Raw genomic sequence first — 24,285 nt, 5'->3', positions numbered from 1 at the left:
ATAAAACACATCGTTTCGTCACTACATTTTTGTACGCTAGATCATTGGCATGAACCATGCTGCTGCTGAGTAAATAATGAGATACCTAAGGTGGCACGGCGCTGTAACCATGGGCTAGAACGGTAGCGCGGATCGCCCGTTAATCCATAAATACGCTCTAAAATGAGTAATATCCGCTCAGCACCAAGCTTATCTCCCCATGAGATAGGGCCGTAGGGATACCCAAGTCCCAGCTTAACCGCATTATCAATATCGTCAGGAGAGGCGATACCTTGCAGTGCAATATCACAGCCTAAATTAACCACCATTGCGATGACTCGCTGCGCCACAAAGCCTGTGCTTTCATTGATGAGTGTGACACCAACCGTAGCCTGTATTGACTTTTCATTATCACTGATGGTTTTGTCTGGATGTTTACCAAATAAAGCATAGGCTTGTGCCACAAACTTATCTTGGGTGACGATACTTGGCATCAACGTACGATGCATTGACAAGTCAGTCAGCATATCGATGGCAACCGCTTGTTTGGGATTCACGTGATAGCGCATAGCAGCATTGGTTGTGTCCTCGCCATACATTGCCAGTAATACCAGACTGTCAGATTGTGGCTTATCGCCATTGTCGATGTTGATATTGTTAGCATTCAAATAGTCAATCAGCTGCTGCTTATCCTCTACTACGTCAGCGCCAATCCAAACTGAGGTAATGGCTGCATTAGATGCTGACACCTCAAGCGATGGCTGTTTAGATGCAGTTTCTGTGACTTTTTGACCCTCTTGTTTTTTATTTTCTGTATATTGATAAAAGCCTTCACCAACTTTACGACCGAGCTTTTTTCCTATCAGCATCTGACGGGTTAAGGGATGGGGACGGTAACGATCTTCATGATAAAACTGGGTATAAATCGATTCCATCACGGGGTGAGAGACGTCGATACCCGTCAGATCGAGTAGCTCGAACGGCCCCATCCGAAAGCCAGCCCCTTCACGCAAAATGCGATCAATATCCTCAAAACTGGCAACCCCTTCTCCCAATATTTTTAAGGCCTCTGTACCGTAAGCTCTACCACCATGATTGACAATAAAGCCTGGCGTGTCTTTTGCCACCACCCCTAAATGTCCCATGCGCGTTGCTAATGCAGTCAATGTCTCGACGACGGATGGATGAGTAGAAAGTCCCGGAATCACTTCAACAATTTTCATGAGCGGCACTGGGTTAAAAAAGTGAAATCCAGCCACACGTTCTGGATGCACACAATTGGCAGCAATCGCGGTCACGGCTAATGAGGAAGTGTTGGTTGCCAAAATCGTCTCGGCAGGCACAATGCTTTCTAATTGTTTAAAAAGCTGTTGTTTGATTTCTAGGTTTTCAACAATGGCTTCAACAACGACATCTACTGTAGATATGTTGGCTATATTGTCAATCACTATCAAGTTTTCTAGAGCAGATTGAAGCTGCGCGTCAGTGAACTTACCTTTCGCCGTTAGTTTTTCGAGCATGGTTTGAAGAGATTGACGCCCTTGTGCAGCAGCGCCCGTTTTGGCATCGAACAAAAGCACCTGAATACCTGCTTGGGCAGCAATTTGGGCGATACCCATGCCCATGACACCTGTGCCGATGATGGCCAATGATTTGATATTTGTTGTATTGGCGGTCATAGTCGTCCTTTATATGATCTTGTTGAATAATTTTATTTTCAAAAAATTGGTCTGCTTATCCTTAGCAAACCACACGCTACTGACCTTTATAATTGGCGTCACGTTTTTCCAAAAAGGCTTTCACACCCTCTTTTTGATCTTCAGTATCAAACAAAATCTGAAAGGCTTTACGCTCCAAAGCCAATGCAGCCTGTAGTGGCATATCCACACCAAGATTGGCCACTTCTTTGATTTGCATCAATGCAATGGGCGAGTAACTGGCCAATTTTTCAGCAATTTCAATGGCACGCTTGATGGTGGTTTCATCGTCTACCACTTCAGAAACCAATCCCATTTGATCCGCGGCCTCAGCGCTGATCATATCGCCTGTTAGTATCAGCTTCATGGCTTTATGCTTGCCAATCACGCGAAACAATCGCTGCGTGCCCCCAGCTCCTGGCATCAGCCCAATTTTGATCTCTGGTTGACCAAATTTAGCAGACTTGCCAGCGACAATGATGTCAGCGTGCATAGCCAGCTCACAGCCGCCGCCAAGCGCATAACCATTGACCGCAGCAATAATTGGCTTGCGACAATTGGTAATCGCATCCCAATAACGCTCACTATGACGTAGATATACATCGACGGTTTTTGCCGTCAAAAAATCATTAACATCAGCGCCAGCTGCGAATACCTTATCACCACCAGTTAGCACAATGACTTTAGTCTGTGGATCATCATTGAGCTGGATAAAGATATCTGCCAGTTTTTGACGTAGTTCAGTATTTAACGCATTACGAACTTTGGGTCGATTGAGCGTTATCACGCAAACGCCGTTCGTTTGCTGCTCAGTCAAAATTATTTGCTCTTCCATGACATTTTTCCCTTTAAACCTTTGTAAACAATTCCTTTAAAATAATAAATACCGCATAGCGATATTTAATTCCAATATATACTTTTTATTTTGATTTGTGAAGCGATAAACATGGATATAATCAAAAGAAAATCATCATGCTACTATATTCCAGTATCATTAAATACCGCATTGCGGTTTTTTGAACCAAAATCGTTGTAATTTACTAAACTATCTATTATGCTGTTTATTCGAATGAATCGTAACACCCCCATTAGGCAAGCTTAGCCATTGTTTCAACAAGGAAGAAATCCATGATTAGAGATAAGGAAGTACTCGACCATATCGTCCAAACCGTCCGCCAGTTTGTCACCGATCAGCTGATACCAAAAGAGGACTGGGTAGCAGAAAACGATCGACTACCAGAAGACATCATTGAGCAAATGCGTGAATTGGGTTTGTTTGGATTAACGATTCCTGAAGCCTACGGTGGCCTTGGTTTAACGATGGAAGAGGAAGTCATTGTGGCTTTTGAGTTGGGGCGCACCTCACCTGCCTTTCGCTCATTGATAGGTACGAACAATGGTATTGGCTCGTCTGGTCTTGTGATTGACGGTACCGAAGAACAAAAACAAAAATATCTGCCAAAACTTGCCAGCGGTGAGATTATTGGCTCTTTTTGCTTGACCGAACCAGAGTCAGGCTCGGATGCTGCATCACTTCGAACCACTGCCATCAAAGATGGTGACAATTACGTACTTAATGGTACCAAGCGCTATATAACCAATGCGCCTCAAGCTGGGGTATTTACCGTGATGGCGCGTACGGATCCGCAAAACAAACGTTCTGGCGGCATCTCAGCATTTATCGTTGAGAGTGACACGCCAGGTATCACACTTGGCAAAATTGATAAAAAAATGGGACAAAAAGGCGCGCACACTTGTGATGTGACCTTTGATAACTGCGTCGTTCCTGCCAGTGCATTGATCGGCGGTGTCGAGGGCGTAGGCTTTAAAACGGCCATGAAAGTGCTGGATAAAGGTCGCTTACATATTGCAGCTGCCAGTACAGGCGCTGCTACACGTATGTTAAATGACGCGCTACATTACGCGGTAGATCGCAAACAGTTTGGCCAATCCATTGCCAATTTTCAGCTCATTCAAGCGATGCTTGCCGATTCAAAGGCAGAGATTTATGCCGCCAAATCTATGGTATTAGATGCCTCTCGTCTGCGTGATGAAGGCAAAGATGTCGTGACCGAATCCTCATGTGCCAAGATGTTTGCTACCGAAATGTGTGGCCGCGTCGCGGATAGAGCCGTTCAAATTCATGGCGGCGCAGGCTATATCGCTGATTATGGTATTGAGCGTTTTTATCGTGATGTGCGTTTATACCGCTTATATGAAGGGACGACTCAGATTCAGCAAATCATCATTGCACGCAATATGATCAAAGAAGTGAGCGAGTAATACTCATCTATTTCAATGCCATTGGTTTGACTATCAGCAGGCATTAACTCTATCAAAACGTATTGAGGTATTTGCTAGGACGCAGATACCTCAGTCATGTTAGCCACGTCACTATAGTGTTTTACTCTCACAACAATAAGGATATATATTGTGAAAAGTGCTGCTATAACTTCAAATCCAGACTTGGTTGCTGCACAAAAGCAACCTTGGAAATTGGCATTCTTTTTTTGTTTTTTAGTCTTGTTATGTGATGGTGCCGATATTGGTATTCTTGCCTTTACCCTCTCAAGTCTGAAAGAGGAGTTTGGGCTGACCAATGTTCAAGCGGGCGCGCTTGGCAGTTGGTCTTTATTTGGTATGGCCATCGGCGGCGTGTTTGGCGGCTGGGCCTGTGATCGTTTTGGTCGCGTGCGTATTATTGTGATTGCAACAGCAATGTTTTCTATCTTGTCTGGTTTTAGCGGATTTGTGCAGAGCTATGAGCAGTTTGTGGCTTTACGGTTCGTCGCCTGCTTGGGTCTTGGTAGTTTGTATATCGCAACCAATACCTTGATGTCTGAGATGGTGCCGACTAAACATCGAACGACCGTGCTTGCTGCACTAATGACCGGTTTCACCTTAGGGTCTTTAGTGATCACGAGCATCTCCGCTTGGATCATTCCTGCCTATGGCTGGCGCACCTTATATCTCTTAACCTTTATCCCTATTCTTCTCTCAATCTCTATGTATTTTTTGATTCCTGAGCCGCAGTCTTGGAAAGCGGCGCGCGCACTTAAGCTTAACGGACTCAAAAACTCACTTCAAAAACCTGAAAACCCGTATAAAGCCATATTCGAAAATCCAAAACATCGCTTGATGTTTATCTTATGGTCGATGAGCTCAGGATTATTACTCTTTGGTTATTTTGGGGTCAGTAACTGGCTACCTTCTTATTTAGAAACCGAGCTTGGTATAAAATTTAAAGAGATGGCACTTTACATGGCGGGTACGTATTTGACCATGATGTTTGCTAAAGTCGTCGCAGGCCTTGTCGCTGATAAAATCGGTCGCAAAATCGTGTTTGCCTTTGGTACCATGGGCACCGCCTTATTTATCCCTATTTTGGTCTATATGCACACGCCAGAAAACATCGGCTGGCTGATGATCACCTTTGGTTTCTTATATGGTATTCCTTATGCCATTAATGCCACTTACTTGACCGAGAGCTTCCCCACCGCTATTCGCGGAACGGCGATTGGCGGGGCTTTCAATATTGGACGACTCGGCTCAGTGATTGCCCCTGTCGCCATTGGTTATATGGCCATGCACAACTCTATCGGCGCAGGCTTATTGTTGATGGCAGGCGCGTACTTCTTATGTGGTCTTATCCCAACCTTGTTTATCAAAGAACAGCAATATGATCCACAAAAAGCACAATAGTCGTCCAAGTATGTACCGCATAGCGAAATAGATTATAATAGCTGTAGTAAAAATTTGAATGCATGTTAATAAGTAAGGAACACACAATATTATAATACGTGACTGGTAAAATTTTTCTGGCTTGCTGTGCCTAGGCCGACAGAGGCTACGAAAAATTTTACCCAATCATATTCTATTCGCTTTTATGTTAATCTGACGATACAAATAGCCTTACAAGTAGTATGTACCCTTGTACTTACCTTCACTTAATTGAGACTAAATAAGAATATATGACCACTAAAAATCCTACAGACGAAGGCGCTAATCATACGACGCATATTGAGTTGCTAGAGCCCATTGCAGAGATGAGAGATCAAAGCGATAGACAGTTCATCACTGCTTTAGCCCGAGGACTTGAGCTGCTACGTTGTTTTACCCCGCAACGTCCTTTCTTAGGAAACCAAGAGTTAAGTCAATTAACAGGGCTTCCGAAAGGAACCATCACGCGTCTCACTTATACCTTAGTCAAGTTAGGTTATCTAAAACAATCTCCAAATAGTAGCAAGTATCAACTTTCTGTAGGCGTGTTGGGATTTGGCTATACCATGATGGTCAATATCTCTATCAATAATTTGGTCACCCCCTTTATGGAGGAGTTGGCAGACTATGCTAATAGTGCCGTGGCTATGGCTACTCGTGATCGCCTAACGATGGTGTATCTCAATGTCGTGCAAGGATCTAGCACCACAACCATGCGACGCAATGTTGGCTCGTATTTACCGATTCATTTAAGCTCAATGGGAAGAGCTTGCCTAGCCAGCATGCCGCAAGCGGAGCAAGAATTCATACTGGATGCCATTCGTACGAAGCATAAAGACGATTGGTTAAAAATCAGACGCGGGCTGGATAAAGCTTTTAAAGATTATGACGATTATGGCTATTGTTTTTCTATCAGTGAATGGCAAAAAGACGTTAACGCGGTTGCCACAGCATTGATGCATCCGACTGAAGGCCTATTGACCTTTAACTGCGGCGCACCAAGCTTCGTCCTTAGTCGTGATAAATTAGAAGAAGACATCGCCCCTCGCCTGCTACATATGAAAAATAGCATTGAAGACAATCTGTACATTAGCTGATTTTTGAGGTTGTCTTCACCTTGCTCATCTACACTTTATTCATAGCAAATCGATAATTCTTAATCGACAATCCACTTAAGCCAAGATAGCGGCTCTCTAGCCGTTCTATACCTTGCAAAAGCATTGTAGTAAAAACCAAGTAGTGAAACATCATACGAAGAAATACCTACTAACAATTTTTAAACGACCTGAGTCTAAATCTAACAACCTGCCGTTAAATGCGCCCTATAAAAATAACCAGTCATCCCCATCAACTATCCAAGCGGTAATCACACATAGTCAGTTCTCAATAAAATTGATACGTTCATCATAATGTGAGACGGGTATAGATTTTTATTGCACGCTGTTCATACAAAGACTGCGCAGCACTCATCCCAGTCTCACGTCTCTTTTAAAGAGCATCGACCATAAATAATTCATATCGCTTTTGTATTTTATTTTCCGTGCCTATAGGCGCGTTTTTTAAGGATTCACCATGAGCCAACTTTTTTCGCCTTTGACACTTGGGCAACTCACATTAGACAACCGTATTATAATCGCCCCTATGTGCCAGTACTCCGCCAATGATGGCGCGGCAAGCGATTGGCATACGATTCATTTGGGCCAAATGAGTTTGAGCGGCGCAGGACTACTTATCTTAGAAGCGACTGCGGTCAACCCACAAGGACGTATCAGCTATGCGGACTTGGGATTATGGGATGACCGGACGCAAGCGGCACTGGATAAAACACTCACCGCTATCAGACAGTACAGCCCTATGCCGATAGGTGTACAACTTGCGCATGCTGGGCGTAAAGCGTCAACCGAAAAACCATGGGACGGCGGCGGTTCGATTGCCCCTGATAAGGTAAATGGTTGGCAAACGGTGGCACCGTCAGCGCTTGCATATGATGAAAATTCTACCGTGCCTACAGCAATGACTCAAAATGATATTGACGAGTTAATAAGTGATTTTGTCCATGCGGCAAAACGCGCAGATGCGCTGGGTCTTGACTTGATTGAGCTTCATGGGGCGCACGGCTATCTATTACATCAGTTTTTATCCCCGCTTTCTAATAACCGTGATGATCAATACGGCGGCAATCTTGAGAATAGAATGCGCTTGCTGCTTGACGTGTTTACAGCGGTTCGAACTGAATTTCCAAGTGAAAAGCCCGTGGGTGTGCGTGTGTCTGCAACCGATTGGGTGGAGGGCGGCTGGGATCTTACACAAACGATCGAACTGGCTAAAGCACTAGAGGCGTTAGGCTGTGATTATATCCATGTGAGCACCGCAGGACTGAGTCCAGAACAGCAAATTCCTGTGGAAGCTAACTACCAAGTGCCTTTTGCAACCGCGATAAAAGAAGCGGTCAATATACCCGTCATTGCAGTGGGATTAATCACCGAAGCCGAGCAAGCGCAAAGTATCATCACCAAGCAGCAAGCGGATGCAGTTGCATTGGCACGAGGCATGCTATACGACCCGCACTGGCCTTGGCACGCTGCTGCAAAGCTTGGCGCAAAAGTCAAAGCGCCTAAACAATATCTACGCTCAAGCCCACATGGTAAGCCGTCTCCGATAGAGTAAGTGTATAGATAGTAAGGCTCAATGGGTTATGACCGATTGAGCCTTGCTGTTATGAATAGAGCTATTAATGAGTGCTTTTCGGCGTAGAAGTGTTTAAAACGCGAGGTTATGCTGTTTGGCACAATTAAAAGAGAAGTAAAGATTCATATCGTTCAAGTGTTGACAGTCAGCTCAGTGCTAGTATTGAACGAAAACAAGTCAATCTGTGGTTTAAAGAGTTAATGGATTCACTAATGAATTTAATCCATTTGTGGTTATAAGAATAAACCTTCCTGATTTTGTATTCTATTCGGCTAACATCAACTTTGCTTTAAGAAACGTCAGGTTAATTTCATCACAACTAGTGAAATTAAACTTACCTTTTGTAACTTCATTAAATCGTTCAAAGTAGTAGCTCAGTAGTGGATCGTCTCTATCACCGTACACCCAACTATAGAACTTTGATAGCTCATAGTTTAACTGCCCGCCAAGGTTTGAGCGAACTCTAACTATAGAGTCATTTTCTAAATCAACGATGTTCATCACTTGAAGATTACTCTTAATTTCTTCAATCAGAGGTAAGAGAGACTCTTTGTAATTATCAGCTATTTGCACAAGTTCAGGATCAGTAACTTCTGCTTCGAAAATCATAATTAGATCATCAATTTCACGATTATAATAATCGTTGTCTAAGCGTTTTTTAGACTCATTTCTAAGAATATAGAGCTGTTCAAGCGGATCAGATTTCGTTTCAATCATTTGATCTGAAAGGTCTTTCCGATATTTGCTGAATAAACTTTCTATCCTGTCTGAAATAACATCTAAGTAGTCATATCGAATAACGAGAAATTTTAATAACTCATTTATATTCACGTTTAACAATAGATCTTCTTCATTTATATCTCTACTGTATAAATGGACACATAAATCGCTGCTATTGATATGACTCTCAAAAGGCCAACTAGCAAAGCGCTTTGATTTCGATTGATTTAGATTTACAGGATGAGCACCAAAGCAAGCTCTTATAGTTTTGAAATATTCGTTATCATCTTCATTAGAAAACAGTCGCTCATTAAAACACTTTTTCTCACCTAAAAATGGTATATTATTTTCATTTACAAAGACTCTGTGCAGTTGTTTGATTGATTCAGATATGAGGTCAATCGAAGATATCAAAGAATAGACCTGCATAGATTTTGTATCTATATTTTTATCAAGCTCAGGTGCATTTTCTAAATGTCGAACTGATACTGTAATCCAGTCTAGACAAGAACAGACTAGGTTAAAGAGGTTCTTACCACCTTTATTCTTATAGATTTGATATACAAAGTTTGAGTTAGAATTTATTAAATCTCGGAAGTCTCTGATTTTATCGTCACTAATGACATTTTTCATTTGTTACTAACCTTATAATTGACTGAAAGGCACATAACGCCGGGTTAATCTGCAAAAGGCATGTGTTATCATTTTGAACGAAGTGAATAGGTCTAATTTCCAACATATATCAACTCCGTTTTGATTCACCTAGCGCTTGGTTCTTGGGCTTTAGAGCGCAAATCGTATTGCAGCCCATAGTAACCACTTGTTATATTTCGGTGCCTACCAATTAATGATTAATGGCAAAACTGGTCGTAAGTCTTTAGATAATCTACTACGCTCATTGTCAAGCGTAAGTGTTACCATGTGCTCACTACCAAGCTCAATTTCAAGTCTATCAGCCGATTGTAATGTACGTAGCGTATCTGACATGTTCCCTAGCGGAACAGATACTTGAACGTTACTAATAGACTTAAATGTTCCTATCTCTTCAATTCTGCTAACTGTACCAACAAAAGGCACATAAATACACAAAGGCTCTTCTAATATCTCAGAATTATCTCCAACATGGAATGCATTGGGTGGCTCAAAATAATCTGGTTGATATTTCCAACCACTAAACGGCATTCCTAGTTTTGAATCGTTAGTTCGAGTCAGAACTATTCCAAAGGGCGATGCATTTTCTTTTTGTATCCGTGCAGGAAGCCTCAAATTTTTAGCTGGACCATTATTAGACTCTTCACTATCACGTAAATATAATATTTCGAGCATTCCATTAGAAAACGCAAATCGACGATTGGAAGTACCCTGCCCCTTATGATCCCGACTAAAACTTTCTTCTAGCCCCATAGAAACTAAAAGATCACCCGCCTCTTTTGGTTTATCGGTAAGTATAAAAATGTGATCTAACTCTAAATCCACCATACAACTCCTTTTGCCATTTAGACATAATGACTCCCACACGGTGTTGACCTCCGCTTTTCGTGGGTTAGCTTAATTCAAAGCCAGCGCCATAACTATTTTGTCAAATAACTAAGTGTAGAAGCTAACACGTATAAAATTAGCATATTTTTGTCTAATCTTATACACATAATAAGCCAATAGAATCTCCCATATTAAACCACAATCTCCGTCACCACCTCAGTTTTCACTGAGTTCGCGATAAAGCATAGCTCATGCGCTTGATGATGCATTTTTTCAAGAAATTCCCTTGTCGGCTGCTTATTACCCGAAAAATTAACTTGTGGTTTCAGTTTAGGCCGCTATTCATACTAAGATTTCTTAATACATGTGAAAGCTATTTTTAGCTATCTTAGTTAGAATTATATTCTCACTTACCATTTGATAGCGTATCCAAGCGAGGTTAGCAACTAAGATAAGCCATGATATAATGCCTTGATAATCGATATTTTATGAAAGGTCTCCATCATGGCTCGTACCGCTAGCGCATTACACATTTTAGTAAAACACAAAGAACAGGCTGATGACATCCTTGCCAAGCTCAAAAAAGGTGCTCAGTTCGATGTGCTGGCTAAAAAACATTCCACCTGCCCATCAGGTAAACAAGGCGGCAACTTAGGCGAGTTTACAAAAGGTCAAATGGTACCCGCATTTGATAAAGTTTGCTTCAGCGGTGAGATACTGACCCCGCACTTAGTGAAGACCAAATTTGGCTGGCATGTGGTTAAAGTGCTTTATAGAACCTAAGCATTAGAGTCAGAGCGTTCACTATCGTCAGTCTTTGTTACCAAAACCCTTCAAACATAATTTTTAACAAATTGACATTGAGGGTCGGCTTATAATACCATTGATATATAGTTACTTTATAGATGGTTACTTTCATTCATCTTAATGATGATCCCATAATAATTTTTCGGAGACATCCCATGCAGTGGACTAAACCCGCTTTTCAAGACATCCGTATCGGTTTCGAAATCACTATGTATTTTGAAGCACGTTAAGATTTACTAGAACTCAGTACATTAAAAGCCCTAGATAATTAGGGCTTTTATTTTTTTAGAAATTTGGAAAAATTGATTTATGTATATTCATGTTTTAGGCTCAGCAGCTGGTGGCGGTTTTCCGCAGTGGAATTGCAATTGCGACAACTGTCATGGCGTACGCCTTGGCACTATTGACGCACAGACGCGTACCCAATCGTCAATCGCCATATCAGAAAATGGCGTGGATTGGATACTATTCAATGCCTCACCTGATATTCGCCAGCAGTTATTTGACTTTAAAGCGGCTCAACCAGCTCGTCACTTGAGAGACACAGGAATTACCGATGTGGTATTGATGGACAGTCAACTTGACCATACCACAGGCCTATTGACCCTACGTGAAGGATGCCCGATTCGGATATGGTGTACAGACATGGTGCATCAAGACCTCAGCACAGGCTTTCCGCTGTTTACGATGCTAAAGCATTGGAACGGCGGCCTACAATACAATCAAATCGATCCAAAAAAGAGCTTTCAAATTGACGGCTACAGCAATTTAGAGCTCACGCCATTGGTTATCAGAAGTTCAGCACCCCCTTATTCTCCGCATCGCAATGATCCACACGATGGCGACAATATTGCTTTGATTGTGAAAGATTTAAAAACACAAAAGCAGTTGTTCTATGCCCCAGGTTTGGGCAAAATTGACGATGACGTCATGCAAATCATGAAAGCATCTGATTGCGTGATGATTGATGGCACGCTATGGACTGATAATGAGATGCAAGAGTGCGGCGTCGGTACAAAAACCGGTCAAGACATGGGGCATTTGCACATCAGTGGCGAAGATGGCTCACTCCATTATTTAGATCAACTCACCAATTCACGCAAGATATTGATCCATATCAACAACACCAATCCAATACTGAACGAAAAGTCTGAACAAAAAGCCCAACTAAAACAGCATGGGGTTGAAGTGGCTTTTGATGGCATGCAGATTGAGTTGTAAGGTGAAGACCGAAATATTAAGGTAAAAGCGATGCAAGAAGAAAAAACAGCACTGAGCACAGAAGCGTTTGAACAAGCGATTTTGGCAAAAGGTCAGTATTATCATATTTATCATCCCTTTCATATCATGATGCATGAAGGACAGGCAACGCAGCAGCAAATTCAAGCGTGGGTTGCCAACCGATTTTACTATCAAATCAATATTCCACTAAAAGACGCAGCCATCATGGCGAACTGTCCCGATCAGCGGGTGCGTCAAGAGTGGATCCAGCGCATGATTGATCAAGATGGTGTGTATCCTGATGGTGGTGGCCGCGAGGCGTGGCTCAGTCTGGCTGAAGCGGTTGGTTTGACGCGTGAGCAAGTGATTTCTGAAGAGTTGGTTTTACCAGGTGTGCGGTTTGCCGTTGACGCTTATGTGAATTTTGCGCGTCGCACCTCATGGCGAGAAGCCGCCAGTAGCTCACTGACTGAGCTGTTTGCTCCGCAGATTCATCAGTCTCGCTTAGAGTCTTGGCCCAAACATTATCCTTGGATCAAAGAAGAAGGCTATACCTACTTCCGCTCACGTTTGAGTCAAGCTCGCCGCGATGTTGAGCATGGTCTGACCATTACGCTCGACTCATTCAAAACGGTTGAACAACAAGAGCGTATGCTTGAAATCTTACAGTTCAAGCTTGATATTTTATGGACGATTTTGGATGCGTTGAGCTTGGCTTATGTGCATGACCAAGCGCCCTACCAAAGCGTAACGACGGATAAAGTCTGGCATAAAGGATTGTTCAAATGAGTATACCTGAGTTAGATCATTCTATCGTACCTATATGGCGTCATGGTTATCGCTTTCAATTTGAGCCAGCCCAAAATGCTTATGTGTTGCTTTACCCTGAAGGTATGATCAAACTTAATGACAGCGCTAGCATCATTGGTCAGCATATCGATGGTCAAGCCTCCATTGCGGATATCATCCAAAAGGTAAAAGCGATATTTGGTGATATTCCCGAAATCGAGCAAGACATTATCGAATACATGCTTGTCGCCCAGCGTGAACATTGGATCGATTTAGTATGACTGCGCCAGTAGGACTACCATTATGGCTACTGGCGGAGCTGACTTATCGCTGCCCATTACAGTGTCCATATTGCTCCAACCCCATTGATTATGCTCAGTATAAAGAAGAGCTGACAACTGGGGAGTGGTTTGCTGTGTTTGACCAAGCGCGGCAAATGGGCGCGGTGCAGCTTGGGTTTTCGGGCGGTGAGCCACTCGTTCGCCAAGATTTGGAAGAGCTGGTTGCTTATGCCCACAAGCAAGGCTTTTATACCAACCTCATCACCTCAGGTATGGGACTGACTGAAGCACGCATTGCCAGTTTAAAAGACGCAGGATTGCAGCATATCCAAATCAGCTTCCAAGCCAGCGACCCCACAGTAAATAACCTCTTAGCTGGTTCCAAACATGCCTTTGAACAAAAGTATGAGATGTCACGTCTGGTCAAGCAGTATGACTATCCGATGGTGCTCAACTTTGTGATTCATCGCCAAAACATCGATCAGATCGATCAGATTATCGAGTTGTGCTTAGAGCTTGAAGCAGATACGGTTGAGCTGGCTATTTGCCAGTTTTACGGTTGGGCGTTTGAAAACATTGAAGGTTTACTTCCGACCAAAGAGCAAGTGGTCAGAGCCGAGCGCATCACCAATGAATACCGCAAAAAAATTGAAGATCGCGGTATCAAATGCAAACTGATCTTTGTGGTGCCTGATTACTACGAAGAACGTCCAAAACCTTGTATGGATGGTTGGGGTAAGATTTTCTTGACCGTCGCACCCGATGGTACTGCCCTACCTTGCCATGCCGCAAGACAGATGCCTATAGAATTTCCTAATGTACGCCAAACACCACTTAAAGATATTTGGTATGACTCTGCAAGCTTTAATCAGTTTCGCGGTGATGAGTGGATGCCTGATATGTGCCAAAGCTGCCCCGATAAAGAACGCGATTATGGTGGCTGCCGTTGCCAAGCGTTTATGCTGACGGGCGATGCAAAAAACGCCGATCCAGTATGTGGCAAATCACCTTATCACTACCTGATCGAGGAAGCACGTATCAATAGCGAGACGCCAACTCCGTTTGAAGAGCTACGCTTTAGGAACCCTAAAAATTCTAAACTATTAAGTATAAGTCAAGAGCAACTGATTCCCACGCGTACGGTCACGGATTAATGATGAATAATCAGCCTGTAATTTTTGATGGTCATAATGATCTATTGACCCGCCTGTGGCTAAGCTCGGCTGACGACCCTGTGCATGATTTTATTTATGGCACGCTCCCAGGACATTTAGATTTAAAGCGCTGCCGACAAGCAGGTTGGATAGGCGGATTATTCTCTATTTTCTTACCGCCCTATGCTTATGTAAAAAACAATCATCCTGACAAACTAGCTAACTCATCAAACTCAGACTTCACTGCGCAAGAAGTCGTTGATATTTGCTGTGCGCAATTAGAACTTTCCCAGCAATTGCAGGCGCGATCAGACGGTCAGGTTCATATCTGTACATCTGTGGCACAAATCAAAGCCTGTCAGCAGAACCATCAATTGGCTATCGTTTTGCATCTTGAAGGCGCTGAGTTTTTGGCTATTGAGCCTGAGTTGCTGGATGTATTTTATGAAGCAGGACTCAGAAGTATCGGCCCACTGTGGAATAGAAAAAGTCTATTCGGTGATGGTTTAAATGCGTCTTTTCCGCACTCTCCAGACACAGGCTCTGGTCTAAGCCCCGAAGGCAAAGACCTTATTTTAACTTGCTGTGATAAGCACATGCTGATTGACGTGTCCCATATGAATGAGCGTGCGTTTTGGGATACGTTAGAGATTGCGAATCAGCCGATTGTCGCAACCCACTCCAATGCCCATGCTCTATGTCCGCAAGCAAGAAACCTAACCGATCGACAGCTGGCTGGCATCAAACAAAGCAGTGGTATGGTTGGGGTGAACTTCGATGTGGCGTTTCTGCGTGCGGATGGGCAGCGAGATGCGCAGACCTCCCTTGATGTGATCGTCGATCACCTTGCTTATCTGATAGACCATCTAGGCGAAGATCACGTTGGCTTTGGCTCTGATTTTGATGGTTGCTTATTGCCTGATGAATTGTCTGATATCAGTCAAATCGCTAAGCTGATTGATCGGATGCAACAACGCCACTTCTCTGATGCGCTTATTGAAAAAGTCACGTCAAAAAATTGGTTTAGGGTGTTGGGTAAGATATGGCAGTGATGGCTTAATATTGTTTTTATAAAAAATAACCACCGTTATCATTTTCGTGTTTACAAGTCTAAGATTTCATAGCTTTTTTACTGATAAAGTTATTGCATTTTACTGCTACCTTGTCCTCAGAATTAAGATCTAAGTGAGTACTGAACTATGGGTATAGAGAGACGAACAGAGCAAGCAATTGAGTTTTTAGAAGCACTTGATGAAGCTGATTTTAATAAAATTGACGAGCTCGTTGATTCTGGTGCATGTAGTTTTGATAGAACAACTGAATCAGAAAAATGGAATTGGCTACATTCTACTTTAATAGATTTCAATCAAGAAATGCCACCGCGTGAAAGTATCGAATACCTTATTGATAAAGGTGTTGATGTCAATGCTCAGGACTGCTATTGCATGACTCCTCTACATTATGCAATGCGTAAGGAAAATGTAGGTGCTGCTATGGCTTTACTTGAAGCTGGCGCTAACCCGAACGCAGCAAATCTAAAGAATATTATTCCTTTAGCTTATATCAACGGACAGCCAGAGGAACTTGACTTGCTACAGCTGATGCTCAATAAAGGTGGTGACATTCATTTTCATAATGGTTACGAAACTATTTTAGAAGGTGTTAAGGAGCACAGCTTAACGAATAAGAAACTCTTACCAGTAGTTGATATGATGCAGAGACACGCCAACAAATAGAAAGTCAGACTCAAGAAATGGAACTGAAAAATCTATAGAGTGATGCATTTTATCGGATAGTTTATGCTATTTTTTGCACCAGCGCTATCTTGGTAGGCCACGTATCAAGCCTACCAAGATAGCGAATCCTACGCAGACCAACCTTCTAATACAATTTTGCCATGCGCTTGTTGGTTTTCTAACATTTGGTGGGCATGGCGTACATGCTCAGCTTTGATAGTGCCAAGATTATGAGCAACGGTGGTTTTGATCTCGCCTGCATCAATCATATTGGCCACGTCCGTCAATAAACGATGCTGCTCAATCATATCTGGCGTATGGAACATAGAGCGCGTAAACATAAACTCCCAATGTAGGCTCAGACATTTAGTTTTAAGCGCCTTGGCGTCTAAAGATTCAGGATCATCGATGAGCCCTAATTTACCTTGTGGCTTCAAGCATTTGATGATTTCTGCATAATGATCGTCGGTGTTGTTTAGGCTGATGGCATAATCTACCTCAGTGATGCCTGTCTTCTGTAGCTCGTCAAACAATGGGTTACGATGATTAATGACATGATCTGCGCCTAGATCCTTTAACCACTGTACACTCTCATCTCGTGATGCTGTACCGATGACTGTGGCAGAAGTTCGTGTTTTTAACAACTGCGTTAAGATAGAACCTACGCCTCCCGCTGCACCAATAACTAACACCGAGACGTCGTTAGCACGCTCGTCACCACCATTTTTATCTGTCAAGCTATCAGTAACAGGCACTTGCAGGCGCTCAAACAACATCTCCCAAGCCGTGATCGTAGTCAGCGGTAATGCTGCCGCTTCTGCAAATGACAACGATTTTGGCATACGCCCAACGATACGCTCATCAACCAGCTGATATTCAGCATTGCTCCCTGAACGAGTCAAATCCCCTGCGTAATAGACCTTATCCCCGACTGAGAATAGGCTAACTTCGTCGCCGACAGCCGTCACAACGCCCGCCGCATCCCAACCAATCACTGCGTACTCACCCTCTGGTGCAGGACGCGATTGACGGATTTTATAATCTACGGGATTGACGGATATGGCTTTGACCTCTACCAGAATGTCATGGCCTGTCGCAGTTGGCTTATCAAGGGTAATGTCTTGTAGCGCTTGTTCGTTATCGATGGCGAGATTGTCTTGATAGCCAATGGCTTTGATGGTGGTCATAATATGTTGTCCTATTTTTAATAAAAGTATTTTTGATTATTTAATTTCTAATAGTTATGGATGCCGTAAAACATACGTGCTAGGCAAAAATGGACTGCAATACGGTTTGAGTTTGCGCTTCAAGCTTGGCAATGGCTTCTTTGTCTAACGCATCGGCATGCGGTTGACCAAATTCGCCTCTCGCATCACCATGGTCGCCATCTTTAATATCGTTATCAAAGTATTTACCCGTGTCATTAGCAAATTCATCTGAGATGGCAAGTGCCGTTAAGATATTTGCGCCTTTGTCTGCTGATGACCAGTGATGACCATACGCTTCGTCAACCATCTTGGTGTTCAACAATGATCCTGGATTCACAGCAATCACACTGATATCATCGTTGGCAACCTTATCAGCTAAGGCCATACTCCACATCGTGAGCGCCAGCTTACTTTGCGCATAGGCAGCTTTGTCATCCAAGGTGGTTTGTCCTGCAAACGCTTCGTATGATATCGGTGTCTGAGCGGCTGAACTTAGATTGATGATACGCGCTTTACTAGACTGCTTGAGTAACGGTAATAGCGCATTGGTCAGCTCATAAGGTGCTAGGTAATTGACCACAAAGCGTATGTCCAAATCATCTTTGGTCGTTGCAGCTGATGTGGTATAAATTCCTGCATTGTTTATCAAGACATCCAGCTTTGGCAATTTTTCATTGACGTCTGCGGCCATCTTGAGCACAGCCGTTAAATCAGAGAAATCAGCGACAAATCCATCAATATGATCTACCGCGTCGCCTGTCGCTACGGCTTTTACTTCTGCAATGACACTAGCCAGTTTGTCCGCATCGCGGCCATGCAGGTACACCTGATGACCTGCTTCTGCCAGTTTTAAAGCGGCCAATTTGCCAATGCCGTCCGTGCTACCAGTGATTAAAATAGTTTTATGCATAGTCATAAACCGTCCTTATTGTTTGAATTATGGTTTCAGTTTTGGATACGTGTTCTATTTTATCTGTCGTCATAGCAGCCATTGTTATGAAAGTGTTGTGATTCCAACAGCAGATATTTACCAATTTTCTCAGCATTTCTTAATAATGAAACCTTTAGTCACTGCCCATAAAAATAACGGTACCAAGCCCATATAAAGACAAGATACCGTCAAATACGAAACCAATAAATTGCTGACTAAATGCTAAGTTAACCCATATAAGATATAGACAGTCCTATATAAAAGAGGTACGTCGATTAGCACGCGCTACTGGAACAAATTTTTCTTGCTTGTTGTGCCTTCGCAGACAGAGGCTGCGCAAAATTTATCTCAGTAGCCCTGTATTTATTTTATAGTGGATTAACTATATGTACTGCTTTTCAATTTTAAAATAGGCTGACCATATTCAATGTTTTGTCCATTTTTAACTAAAATGGTGTCAACGATACCTGCTTTATCACTGATAACAGGGAGCAAACGGGTCAACTCCTTAATAAAGCAAATCGTTTGCCCTTTTTCGATACTATCTCCTTCGTGTACCAGATTCTCAGTTGTATCATCTTCGCTTAAATATACGTTTCCTACATAAGTCGCGCATACCTCTAACACTACATTATTAGCCTCTTTTGACTCATGTGTTAGTATGGCCTCTGTAGGGTATCCACTATTCTGTGAGGCTACATTATTCACCACAGTAATAGATTGCCCGTTATTCGCAATCGTCATTTCGTGTAACTGACTGCGCTCAACCAGCTTGACCACACGTTCTACTTGCTCTATATCCATCATAAACCCCTTAATTAATTATCAACTCATACCAAGATATTTCGCGATGGTTATCACGCTCAAAATACTCATCACAATGGCAATCAACCAACCAAATGCGGCAATCCAAATAGGATGCTTATAGTTACCAACGATGTTTTTTCTATAAGCAGCGATCAGAATGATAACCATGGCGATAGGTAGTACCAAACCATTTAATGTACCAACCAATACCAATACTTGAGCAGGCTTACCGATAGTGGCAAACACCAGCGTTGAGATGACGATAAAGCCAATAATAAAATAGCGTTTGTACGTTTCAATAAACGGATGAAAATTGGTCATAAAAGACACAGAAGTGTAGGCAGCACCAATCACAGAAGTCACAGAGGCGGCCCAAATGACCATACCAAAAATTACCTTGCCTGCATTGCCTAAGATATATTCAAAAGGCGACATGGCTGGGTTTGCTGGATTCAAGGTAAAGCCCTGAGACACCACGCCTAACACAGCAAGGAATAAGAACACACGAATCACAGAAGCAATCAAAATACCAGACACTGAACTTCGCGTCACCGCACCCAGATTTTCTTCGCCGCTCACGCCTGCTTCTAATAAGCGGTGTGCGCCTGAAAACGTGATATAACCGCCAACCGTACCGCCAACCAAAGTCACGATAGCCACTGCATCAATCTTATCGGGCATGATGGTTTTAGTGACGGCTTCGGCCAATGGTGGGTCAGATTTGAACACCACATAAATGATCAGTATGATGAGGATAAAGCCCATCAGCTGAGCAAACTTGTCCATTATCGGGCCAGCTTCTTTGCCTAAGAATATGGCCACTGCGACAACACCACTAATCAACGCCCCTGTGATCGGCGAGATATTGAACATAGACTGCATGCCAAGACCTGCACCGCCAATGTTACCAATGTTAAAAGCAAGCCCGCCTGCAATGATTAAAAATGCAAGCAAGTAACCGACGCCTGGGAACACTAAGTTGGCAATTTCCTGCGCCCGTTTTCTAGAGACAGCGACGATGCGCCAAACATTAAGCTGTACGCCAATATCCATGATAATAGATATTAGAATAACAAAACCAAAACTTGCCATCAGACTTTCGGTAAAGGTAGCCGTTTGGGTCAAAAACCCTGGTCCGACAGCTGATGTGGCCATCAAAAAGGCCGCGCCCAAAATGGCGGTATTGTGTTTTTTTAAGGTACTCATGAACATCCTTGTGTTATACAAAATAAGTCGATTCAAATTACTATTGAGCGGATATCTTAATACCTTTGATCTCTAGCTGTTTTTTAATCTCTTGAGCAAATAAAATGGCATGTTCCCCATCACCGTGTAAACAGATACTTTGCGCCTCTACTGGCACTTTTTTGCCGCTTACGCTGGTAACGACTCCCTCCGTAATCATCTGTAATACATGATTGATTGCTTCATCGGTATCAGTGATCAATGCATTGTCTTTACTACGGGAGACCAATGAGCCGTCCTCCTCATAGTTGCGATCGGCGAACACTTCTGATATCGACACTAAACCATGATTTTTCGCTGACTTGACAAGGTGACCACCCGACAAGCCCATCACTTTTAAGTTTGGGTCAAAGCGTTTGATTTCACTGACCAAAATATCTGACAACGCCTCATCAACCGCTGCTTGGTTATACAGCGCACCATGTGGTTTGACATACTCCAAAGGCACACCCACCAAATCACAGAGCGCTTTGGTGGCCCCCAACTGATAGGCCAATAAAGCGCGGTAACTGGCTTTATCCAAGCTTTGATTGGTACGACCAAAGTTTTCTCTATCGTTCAATCCTGGATGCGCGCCGACTCTTACATTGTTTGCTTTAGCCAACTGCAAGGTCGCCAACATCTCCTCATAAGACCCTGCGTGAAGACCGCAGCAGACATTGGCTGAGCTGACGATGGTCAATAACTTATCATCTTGCCCGCAGCCTTCAGCGACATCGGCATTTAAATCAATTTTCATCAGCATATTCCTTAATTTTCTTAATGTAATGGTGTCTTTTTTGTTGTTCATGTAATGCTTGTTCTAAATCTACGAGCGTAAACTGACACGTTTTACCGAACCGAATTTGTGCCATCAGTCCAATATCTGCATTGATAACAGTAGCAATTTTGGGATAGCCTCCCGTCGTCTGCCCATCTGCCATCAATACAATGGGTTGCCCTTGCGGTGGTACTTGAATCATACCAATATCCACGCCATGCGAGCTCATCTCTACAGGCTCAGCAAACTCAAGTGCGGACTCGCCAGCTAAGCGATAGCCCATACGATTGCTGTTAGTTTGCAATTTCCAGCTTTGTGTTTCAAACGCTTCTTGGGAAGCAGCGGTAAAACACTCATACTCACTACTTTTTATCACTCTGATCATTTGAGTTGGCGCAAGGCGAGCCACTCCGATAACGGGTAAGCTTGAAGTTGTTCTTACGTTTAAGGTGTCATCGGCTTTAAGATACCTACCTTCAAACCCGCCAAAGCCCGCTTTAGTATTGGTGCTGGTCGATTGCAGCACTGGTTCAATATCAAAGCCGCCATGTACACATAGGTAGGTATACATACCTTGTAACGGACGTGCCAGCTTGAGCGTTTGCTTGGGTTTTGCATTGATACGCCAATAGCAAGGAATGCGCTCGTCATCTAAGTACGCTTCGTATAAAGCACCTGTTAGGCAAAAACTGACCGCCTCTTCAAACTGTATGGTCAAACCACCCAAAGCAATCTCAATCGCTGGCTCGTTAAGCTTGTTTTTCATCAATGCGTTGCCAGCTTGCAAAGACCACCTGTCCATTGCTCCGTTTCTACCCACACCCATGCTTCGGTAGCCCAATCGTCCCGAATCTTGGATACTAGCAAGGGCACTTGCGGCTAAAATTTTCATTGATATCACCTATTTATATTTTTTATTCATATTAGCTTTATTCATGAATATCAATCGCTGTAAACGTCAAGGTATCGCCTGCGTTAAGCAGCGTCGGAGAGTCTTTGGTCAAGTCAAATAATGCCGTATCGGTTTGACCCAGTAGCTGCCAACCGCCTGGCGACTCAAAAGGATAAACTCCCGTTTGCTCGCCGCCTATACCGACTGAGCCTGCTGGTACTTGCGTTCGAGGTATGGCATGTCTGGGGAAATAGAGCGATTCTGATAAGCCGCCAAGATAAGGAAATCCTGGCTGAAAACCAATGAAATATACGGTATAAGTCGCCTCAGTATGCAGATTGACAACGTCTTCCACCGAGAGGTTCAATTCCTTTGCCATAGCAGCAAGATCAGGGCCGTACTTACCACCATAATGCACAGGGATTTCGACATGCTTGCCTTTTATGGTTTTTGAGGGCATGTCATTTAGTAACTCAGATAACGCCTGCTCTACATTTTTGAGCTCAGTCAGGGTCAATGAAACCGTAAATACACTGAGCGTATTCATGCCAATCACCACTTCTATAACTTCTGGCATTTTTTTTATAATATCCGCTAACGCCCAGCATTGTCGTTGTTTGTCTAGCGTCACTGGCTTTGGTAAGAATAAAGCCAGATTGGTTTCACTGCATATTTGCCACTGTCGTTCCATTTGTATGCGCTCCATTTTTTTTCAGCTTTTGTGTTTTTTTGGCGCTCATTTTTATTATGTATCGTTATATATTGTCTTGTATCCATTCAGCCAGATAATGAATACTCATTTGACCGTCACAGAATACTTTGTCTTTAAATAGACGCTGATGCAGACCTATATTGGTATCGATACCTGTGATTTGCGCCTCTGATAAGGCAGCTTGCATTTTTGTTATCGCCTGTTCTCTTGAATGATCGTGTACGCATATTTTGGCAATCAAGCTGTCATAAGAGGGCGGCACGGTATAGTTGGATTCGATGTGACTGTCCACTCTAACCCCAAACCCTGCTGGCATATGACAATAATCTATACGTCCTGCATTGGGCAAAAACGTATTGGCATTTTCAGCATTGATACGGCATTCAAAAGCGTGCCCTGTGATCGCGATATCACTTTGCTTGTGCGCAAGTGATAAGCCCGCAGCCACTCTTATTTGCTCGCGGACAATATCCACACCCGTTATCATCTCGGTAATGGTGTGCTCTACCTGAACGCGGGTATTCATCTCGATAAAAAAGAACTCGCCATTTTCGTATAAAAACTCGAACGTGCCTGCCCCTCTATACTGCATTTTTTGACACGCCCTCGCACATGCCTGTCCGATCTGTTGACGCTGCGTTTCGGTAATACCGGGGGCTGGCGCTTCTTCAATGACTTTTTGATGACGACGCTGCATTGAGCAATCGCGCTCACCTAAATAGATAGCATTGCCATGCGTATCAGACAGTACTTGTATCTCAATATGGCGAGGTGCTTGTAAGTATTTTTCGAGATAAACGATTGAACTGCCAAAGTTGGCTTTGGCTTCTGTTTGGGTCATAGCAATGGCAGACAGCAAATCCGCTTCTTTTTCGACCACTCGCATACCGCGACCGCCACCACCGCTGGCTGCCTTGATGATTACCGGATAACCGACGTCTTTGGCAATCTTAATGACTTGCTCTGGCTTAGTAGGCAACGCACCCTCGGAGCCCGGTACGCAGGGTACACCAGCCATCGTCATCTGTTCTTTTGCAGCAACTTTGTCACCCATTTTTCTGATGTTATCTGCGGTTGGGCCAATGAATATCAGTCCTGACTCTTCAATCAAAGCCGCAAAATCTGCATTTTCGGACAGAAATCCGTAGCCTGGGTGAATGGCTTGTGAGCCTGTTATTTTGGCAGCAGAGACGATTGCTCTTTGGTTCAGGTAGCTGTTTGTGGCATTAGCAGGGCCGATACATACTTTTTCGTCGGCTAAGCGTACTGGCAGTGAGTCTTTGTCGGCTTCAGAATGCGCAATGACGGTGTGAATACCCAATTGTTTGCAAGCTCGGATAATACGTAGAGCAATCTCGCCACGATTGGCAATTAAGATTTTTGAGAACATGTCTGTTTTCCTAAAAAATATGATGTCAAATACAGTATTTATGTAGCGTTATGGACGCGGTATTGCTTG

General features: G+C 43.3%; 24 protein-coding genes. 12 read left to right on the top strand and 12 right to left on the bottom strand.

Annotated elements, in window-relative coordinates:
- Positions 1–41: 41 nt before the first annotated feature.
- Positions 42–1,658 carry a 3-hydroxyacyl-CoA dehydrogenase gene (locus tag CZ794_RS10805; RefSeq protein WP_087041583.1) on the bottom strand — a complete coding sequence of 539 codons (1,617 nt, stop codon included), beginning with the start codon at positions 1,656–1,658 and terminating at the stop codon, positions 42–44.
- Positions 1,659–1,734: 76 nt separating this feature from the next.
- A complete protein-coding gene (locus tag CZ794_RS10800) occupies positions 1,735–2,511 on the bottom strand; it encodes an enoyl-CoA hydratase (RefSeq protein WP_087041582.1) in 777 nt (258 codons plus the stop codon).
- Between the two features lie 293 nt (positions 2,512–2,804).
- Here CZ794_RS10800 and CZ794_RS10795 point away from each other — a divergent pair, with 293 nt between their 5' ends.
- From CZ794_RS10795 to CZ794_RS10780, 4 genes are all read left to right on the top strand, one after another.
- On the top strand, positions 2,805–3,959 hold the full coding sequence (locus CZ794_RS10795) for an acyl-CoA dehydrogenase family protein (protein WP_087041581.1): 1,155 nt from the start codon (positions 2,805–2,807) through the stop codon (positions 3,957–3,959).
- Positions 3,960–4,109: 150 nt separating this feature from the next.
- Positions 4,110–5,378, top strand: coding sequence for an MFS transporter (locus tag CZ794_RS10790; RefSeq protein WP_087041580.1), 1,269 nt, complete (start codon positions 4,110–4,112; stop codon positions 5,376–5,378).
- A 269-nt stretch (positions 5,379–5,647) separates the two neighbouring features.
- On the top strand, positions 5,648–6,493 hold the full coding sequence (locus tag CZ794_RS10785) for an IclR family transcriptional regulator (RefSeq protein ID WP_087041579.1): 846 nt from the start codon (positions 5,648–5,650) through the stop codon (positions 6,491–6,493).
- Positions 6,494–6,968: 475 nt separating this feature from the next.
- On the top strand, positions 6,969–8,063 hold the full coding sequence (locus CZ794_RS10780) for an NADH:flavin oxidoreductase/NADH oxidase (protein ID WP_087041578.1): 1,095 nt from the start codon (positions 6,969–6,971) through the stop codon (positions 8,061–8,063).
- A gap of 285 nt (positions 8,064–8,348) precedes the next feature.
- On the opposite strand, the gene CZ794_RS10775 is transcribed toward CZ794_RS10780, so the two are convergent.
- Entirely contained in the window at positions 8,349–9,437 is a 1,089-nt protein-coding gene (locus CZ794_RS10775) for a hypothetical protein (protein WP_087041577.1), read from the bottom strand.
- Between the two features lie 204 nt (positions 9,438–9,641).
- Positions 9,642–10,283: a hypothetical protein gene (locus tag CZ794_RS10770; RefSeq protein ID WP_087041576.1), complete on the bottom strand. Its 642-nt coding sequence runs from the start codon at positions 10,281–10,283 to the stop codon at positions 9,642–9,644.
- 504 nt (positions 10,284–10,787) lie between these two features.
- On the opposite strand from CZ794_RS10770, the gene ppiC reads away from it, so the two are divergent.
- The 8 genes from ppiC (at position 10,788) to CZ794_RS10730 (ending at position 16,271) form a co-directional block, all read left to right on the top strand.
- On the top strand, positions 10,788–11,066 hold the full coding sequence (ppiC, locus tag CZ794_RS10765) for a peptidylprolyl isomerase PpiC (RefSeq protein WP_087041575.1): 279 nt from the start codon (positions 10,788–10,790) through the stop codon (positions 11,064–11,066).
- A gap of 179 nt (positions 11,067–11,245) precedes the next feature.
- The gene (gene pqqA / locus CZ794_RS14005) at positions 11,246–11,320 is read left to right on the top strand and encodes a pyrroloquinoline quinone precursor peptide PqqA (RefSeq protein ID WP_075107140.1); all 75 of its coding nucleotides are present in this window, start codon (positions 11,246–11,248) and stop codon (positions 11,318–11,320) included.
- Between the two features lie 79 nt (positions 11,321–11,399).
- Positions 11,400–12,311: a pyrroloquinoline quinone biosynthesis protein PqqB gene (gene pqqB / locus CZ794_RS10755; protein ID WP_087041573.1), complete on the top strand. Its 912-nt coding sequence runs from the start codon at positions 11,400–11,402 to the stop codon at positions 12,309–12,311.
- A gap of 30 nt (positions 12,312–12,341) precedes the next feature.
- Positions 12,342–13,100, top strand: a complete 759-nt coding sequence (gene pqqC / locus CZ794_RS10750; protein WP_087041572.1) for a pyrroloquinoline-quinone synthase PqqC — start codon at positions 12,342–12,344, stop codon at positions 13,098–13,100.
- On the top strand, positions 13,097–13,381 hold the full coding sequence (pqqD, locus tag CZ794_RS10745; protein WP_087041571.1) for a pyrroloquinoline quinone biosynthesis peptide chaperone PqqD: 285 nt from the start codon (positions 13,097–13,099) through the stop codon (positions 13,379–13,381). Before pqqC ends, pqqD begins: the two co-directional genes overlap by 4 nt.
- Positions 13,378–14,535: a pyrroloquinoline quinone biosynthesis protein PqqE gene (gene pqqE / locus CZ794_RS10740; protein ID WP_087041570.1), complete on the top strand. Its 1,158-nt coding sequence runs from the start codon at positions 13,378–13,380 to the stop codon at positions 14,533–14,535. The genes pqqD and pqqE overlap by 4 nt, the downstream gene beginning before the upstream one ends.
- Positions 14,535–15,587 carry a dipeptidase gene (locus tag CZ794_RS10735; RefSeq protein WP_087041569.1) on the top strand — a complete coding sequence of 351 codons (1,053 nt, stop codon included), beginning with the start codon at positions 14,535–14,537 and terminating at the stop codon, positions 15,585–15,587. The genes pqqE and CZ794_RS10735 overlap by 1 nt, the downstream gene beginning before the upstream one ends.
- A 147-nt stretch (positions 15,588–15,734) precedes the next feature.
- Positions 15,735–16,271: an ankyrin repeat domain-containing protein gene (locus CZ794_RS10730; protein ID WP_087041568.1), complete on the top strand. Its 537-nt coding sequence runs from the start codon at positions 15,735–15,737 to the stop codon at positions 16,269–16,271.
- Positions 16,272–16,399: 128 nt separating this feature from the next.
- Here the strand turns inward: CZ794_RS10730 and CZ794_RS10725 are convergent, their stop codons facing one another.
- The 8 genes from CZ794_RS10725 to accC form a co-directional block, all read right to left on the bottom strand.
- Positions 16,400–17,449 (bottom strand): zinc-binding alcohol dehydrogenase family protein, encoded by a 1,050-nt coding sequence (locus CZ794_RS10725; protein WP_087041690.1) that lies wholly within the window; start codon positions 17,447–17,449, stop codon positions 16,400–16,402.
- Positions 17,450–17,537: 88 nt separating this feature from the next.
- A complete protein-coding gene (locus CZ794_RS10720) occupies positions 17,538–18,395 on the bottom strand; it encodes an SDR family NAD(P)-dependent oxidoreductase (RefSeq protein WP_218778319.1) in 858 nt (285 codons plus the stop codon).
- Between the two features lie 393 nt (positions 18,396–18,788).
- Positions 18,789–19,217, bottom strand: a complete 429-nt coding sequence (locus CZ794_RS10715; RefSeq protein ID WP_256958945.1) for a biotin/lipoyl-containing protein — start codon at positions 19,215–19,217, stop codon at positions 18,789–18,791.
- An 18-nt stretch (positions 19,218–19,235) separates the two neighbouring features.
- A complete protein-coding gene (locus CZ794_RS10710) occupies positions 19,236–20,423 on the bottom strand; it encodes an NRAMP family divalent metal transporter (RefSeq protein WP_087041566.1) in 1,188 nt (395 codons plus the stop codon).
- A gap of 40 nt (positions 20,424–20,463) precedes the next feature.
- Positions 20,464–21,201: a 5-oxoprolinase subunit PxpA gene (gene pxpA / locus CZ794_RS10705; RefSeq protein ID WP_218778318.1), complete on the bottom strand. Its 738-nt coding sequence runs from the start codon at positions 21,199–21,201 to the stop codon at positions 20,464–20,466.
- Positions 21,191–22,114 carry a biotin-dependent carboxyltransferase family protein gene (locus CZ794_RS10700; RefSeq protein WP_087041565.1) on the bottom strand — a complete coding sequence of 308 codons (924 nt, stop codon included), beginning with the start codon at positions 22,112–22,114 and terminating at the stop codon, positions 21,191–21,193. The genes pxpA and CZ794_RS10700 overlap by 11 nt, the downstream gene beginning before the upstream one ends.
- A gap of 37 nt (positions 22,115–22,151) precedes the next feature.
- Positions 22,152–22,805 carry a 5-oxoprolinase subunit PxpB gene (gene pxpB, locus CZ794_RS10695; protein WP_087041564.1) on the bottom strand — a complete coding sequence of 218 codons (654 nt, stop codon included), beginning with the start codon at positions 22,803–22,805 and terminating at the stop codon, positions 22,152–22,154.
- 64 nt (positions 22,806–22,869) lie between these two features.
- On the bottom strand, positions 22,870–24,216 hold the full coding sequence (gene accC, locus CZ794_RS10690) for an acetyl-CoA carboxylase biotin carboxylase subunit (RefSeq protein WP_087041563.1): 1,347 nt from the start codon (positions 24,214–24,216) through the stop codon (positions 22,870–22,872).
- Positions 24,217–24,285 lie beyond the last annotated feature (69 nt).

The sequence above is a fragment of the Psychrobacter sp. JB385 genome (assembly GCF_900163785.1).
Classification (GTDB): Bacteria; Pseudomonadota; Gammaproteobacteria; order Pseudomonadales; family Moraxellaceae; genus Psychrobacter.
The sequence above is the reverse complement of the archived record's forward strand: the minus strand, read 5'-3'. Positions and strand labels throughout refer to the sequence as shown.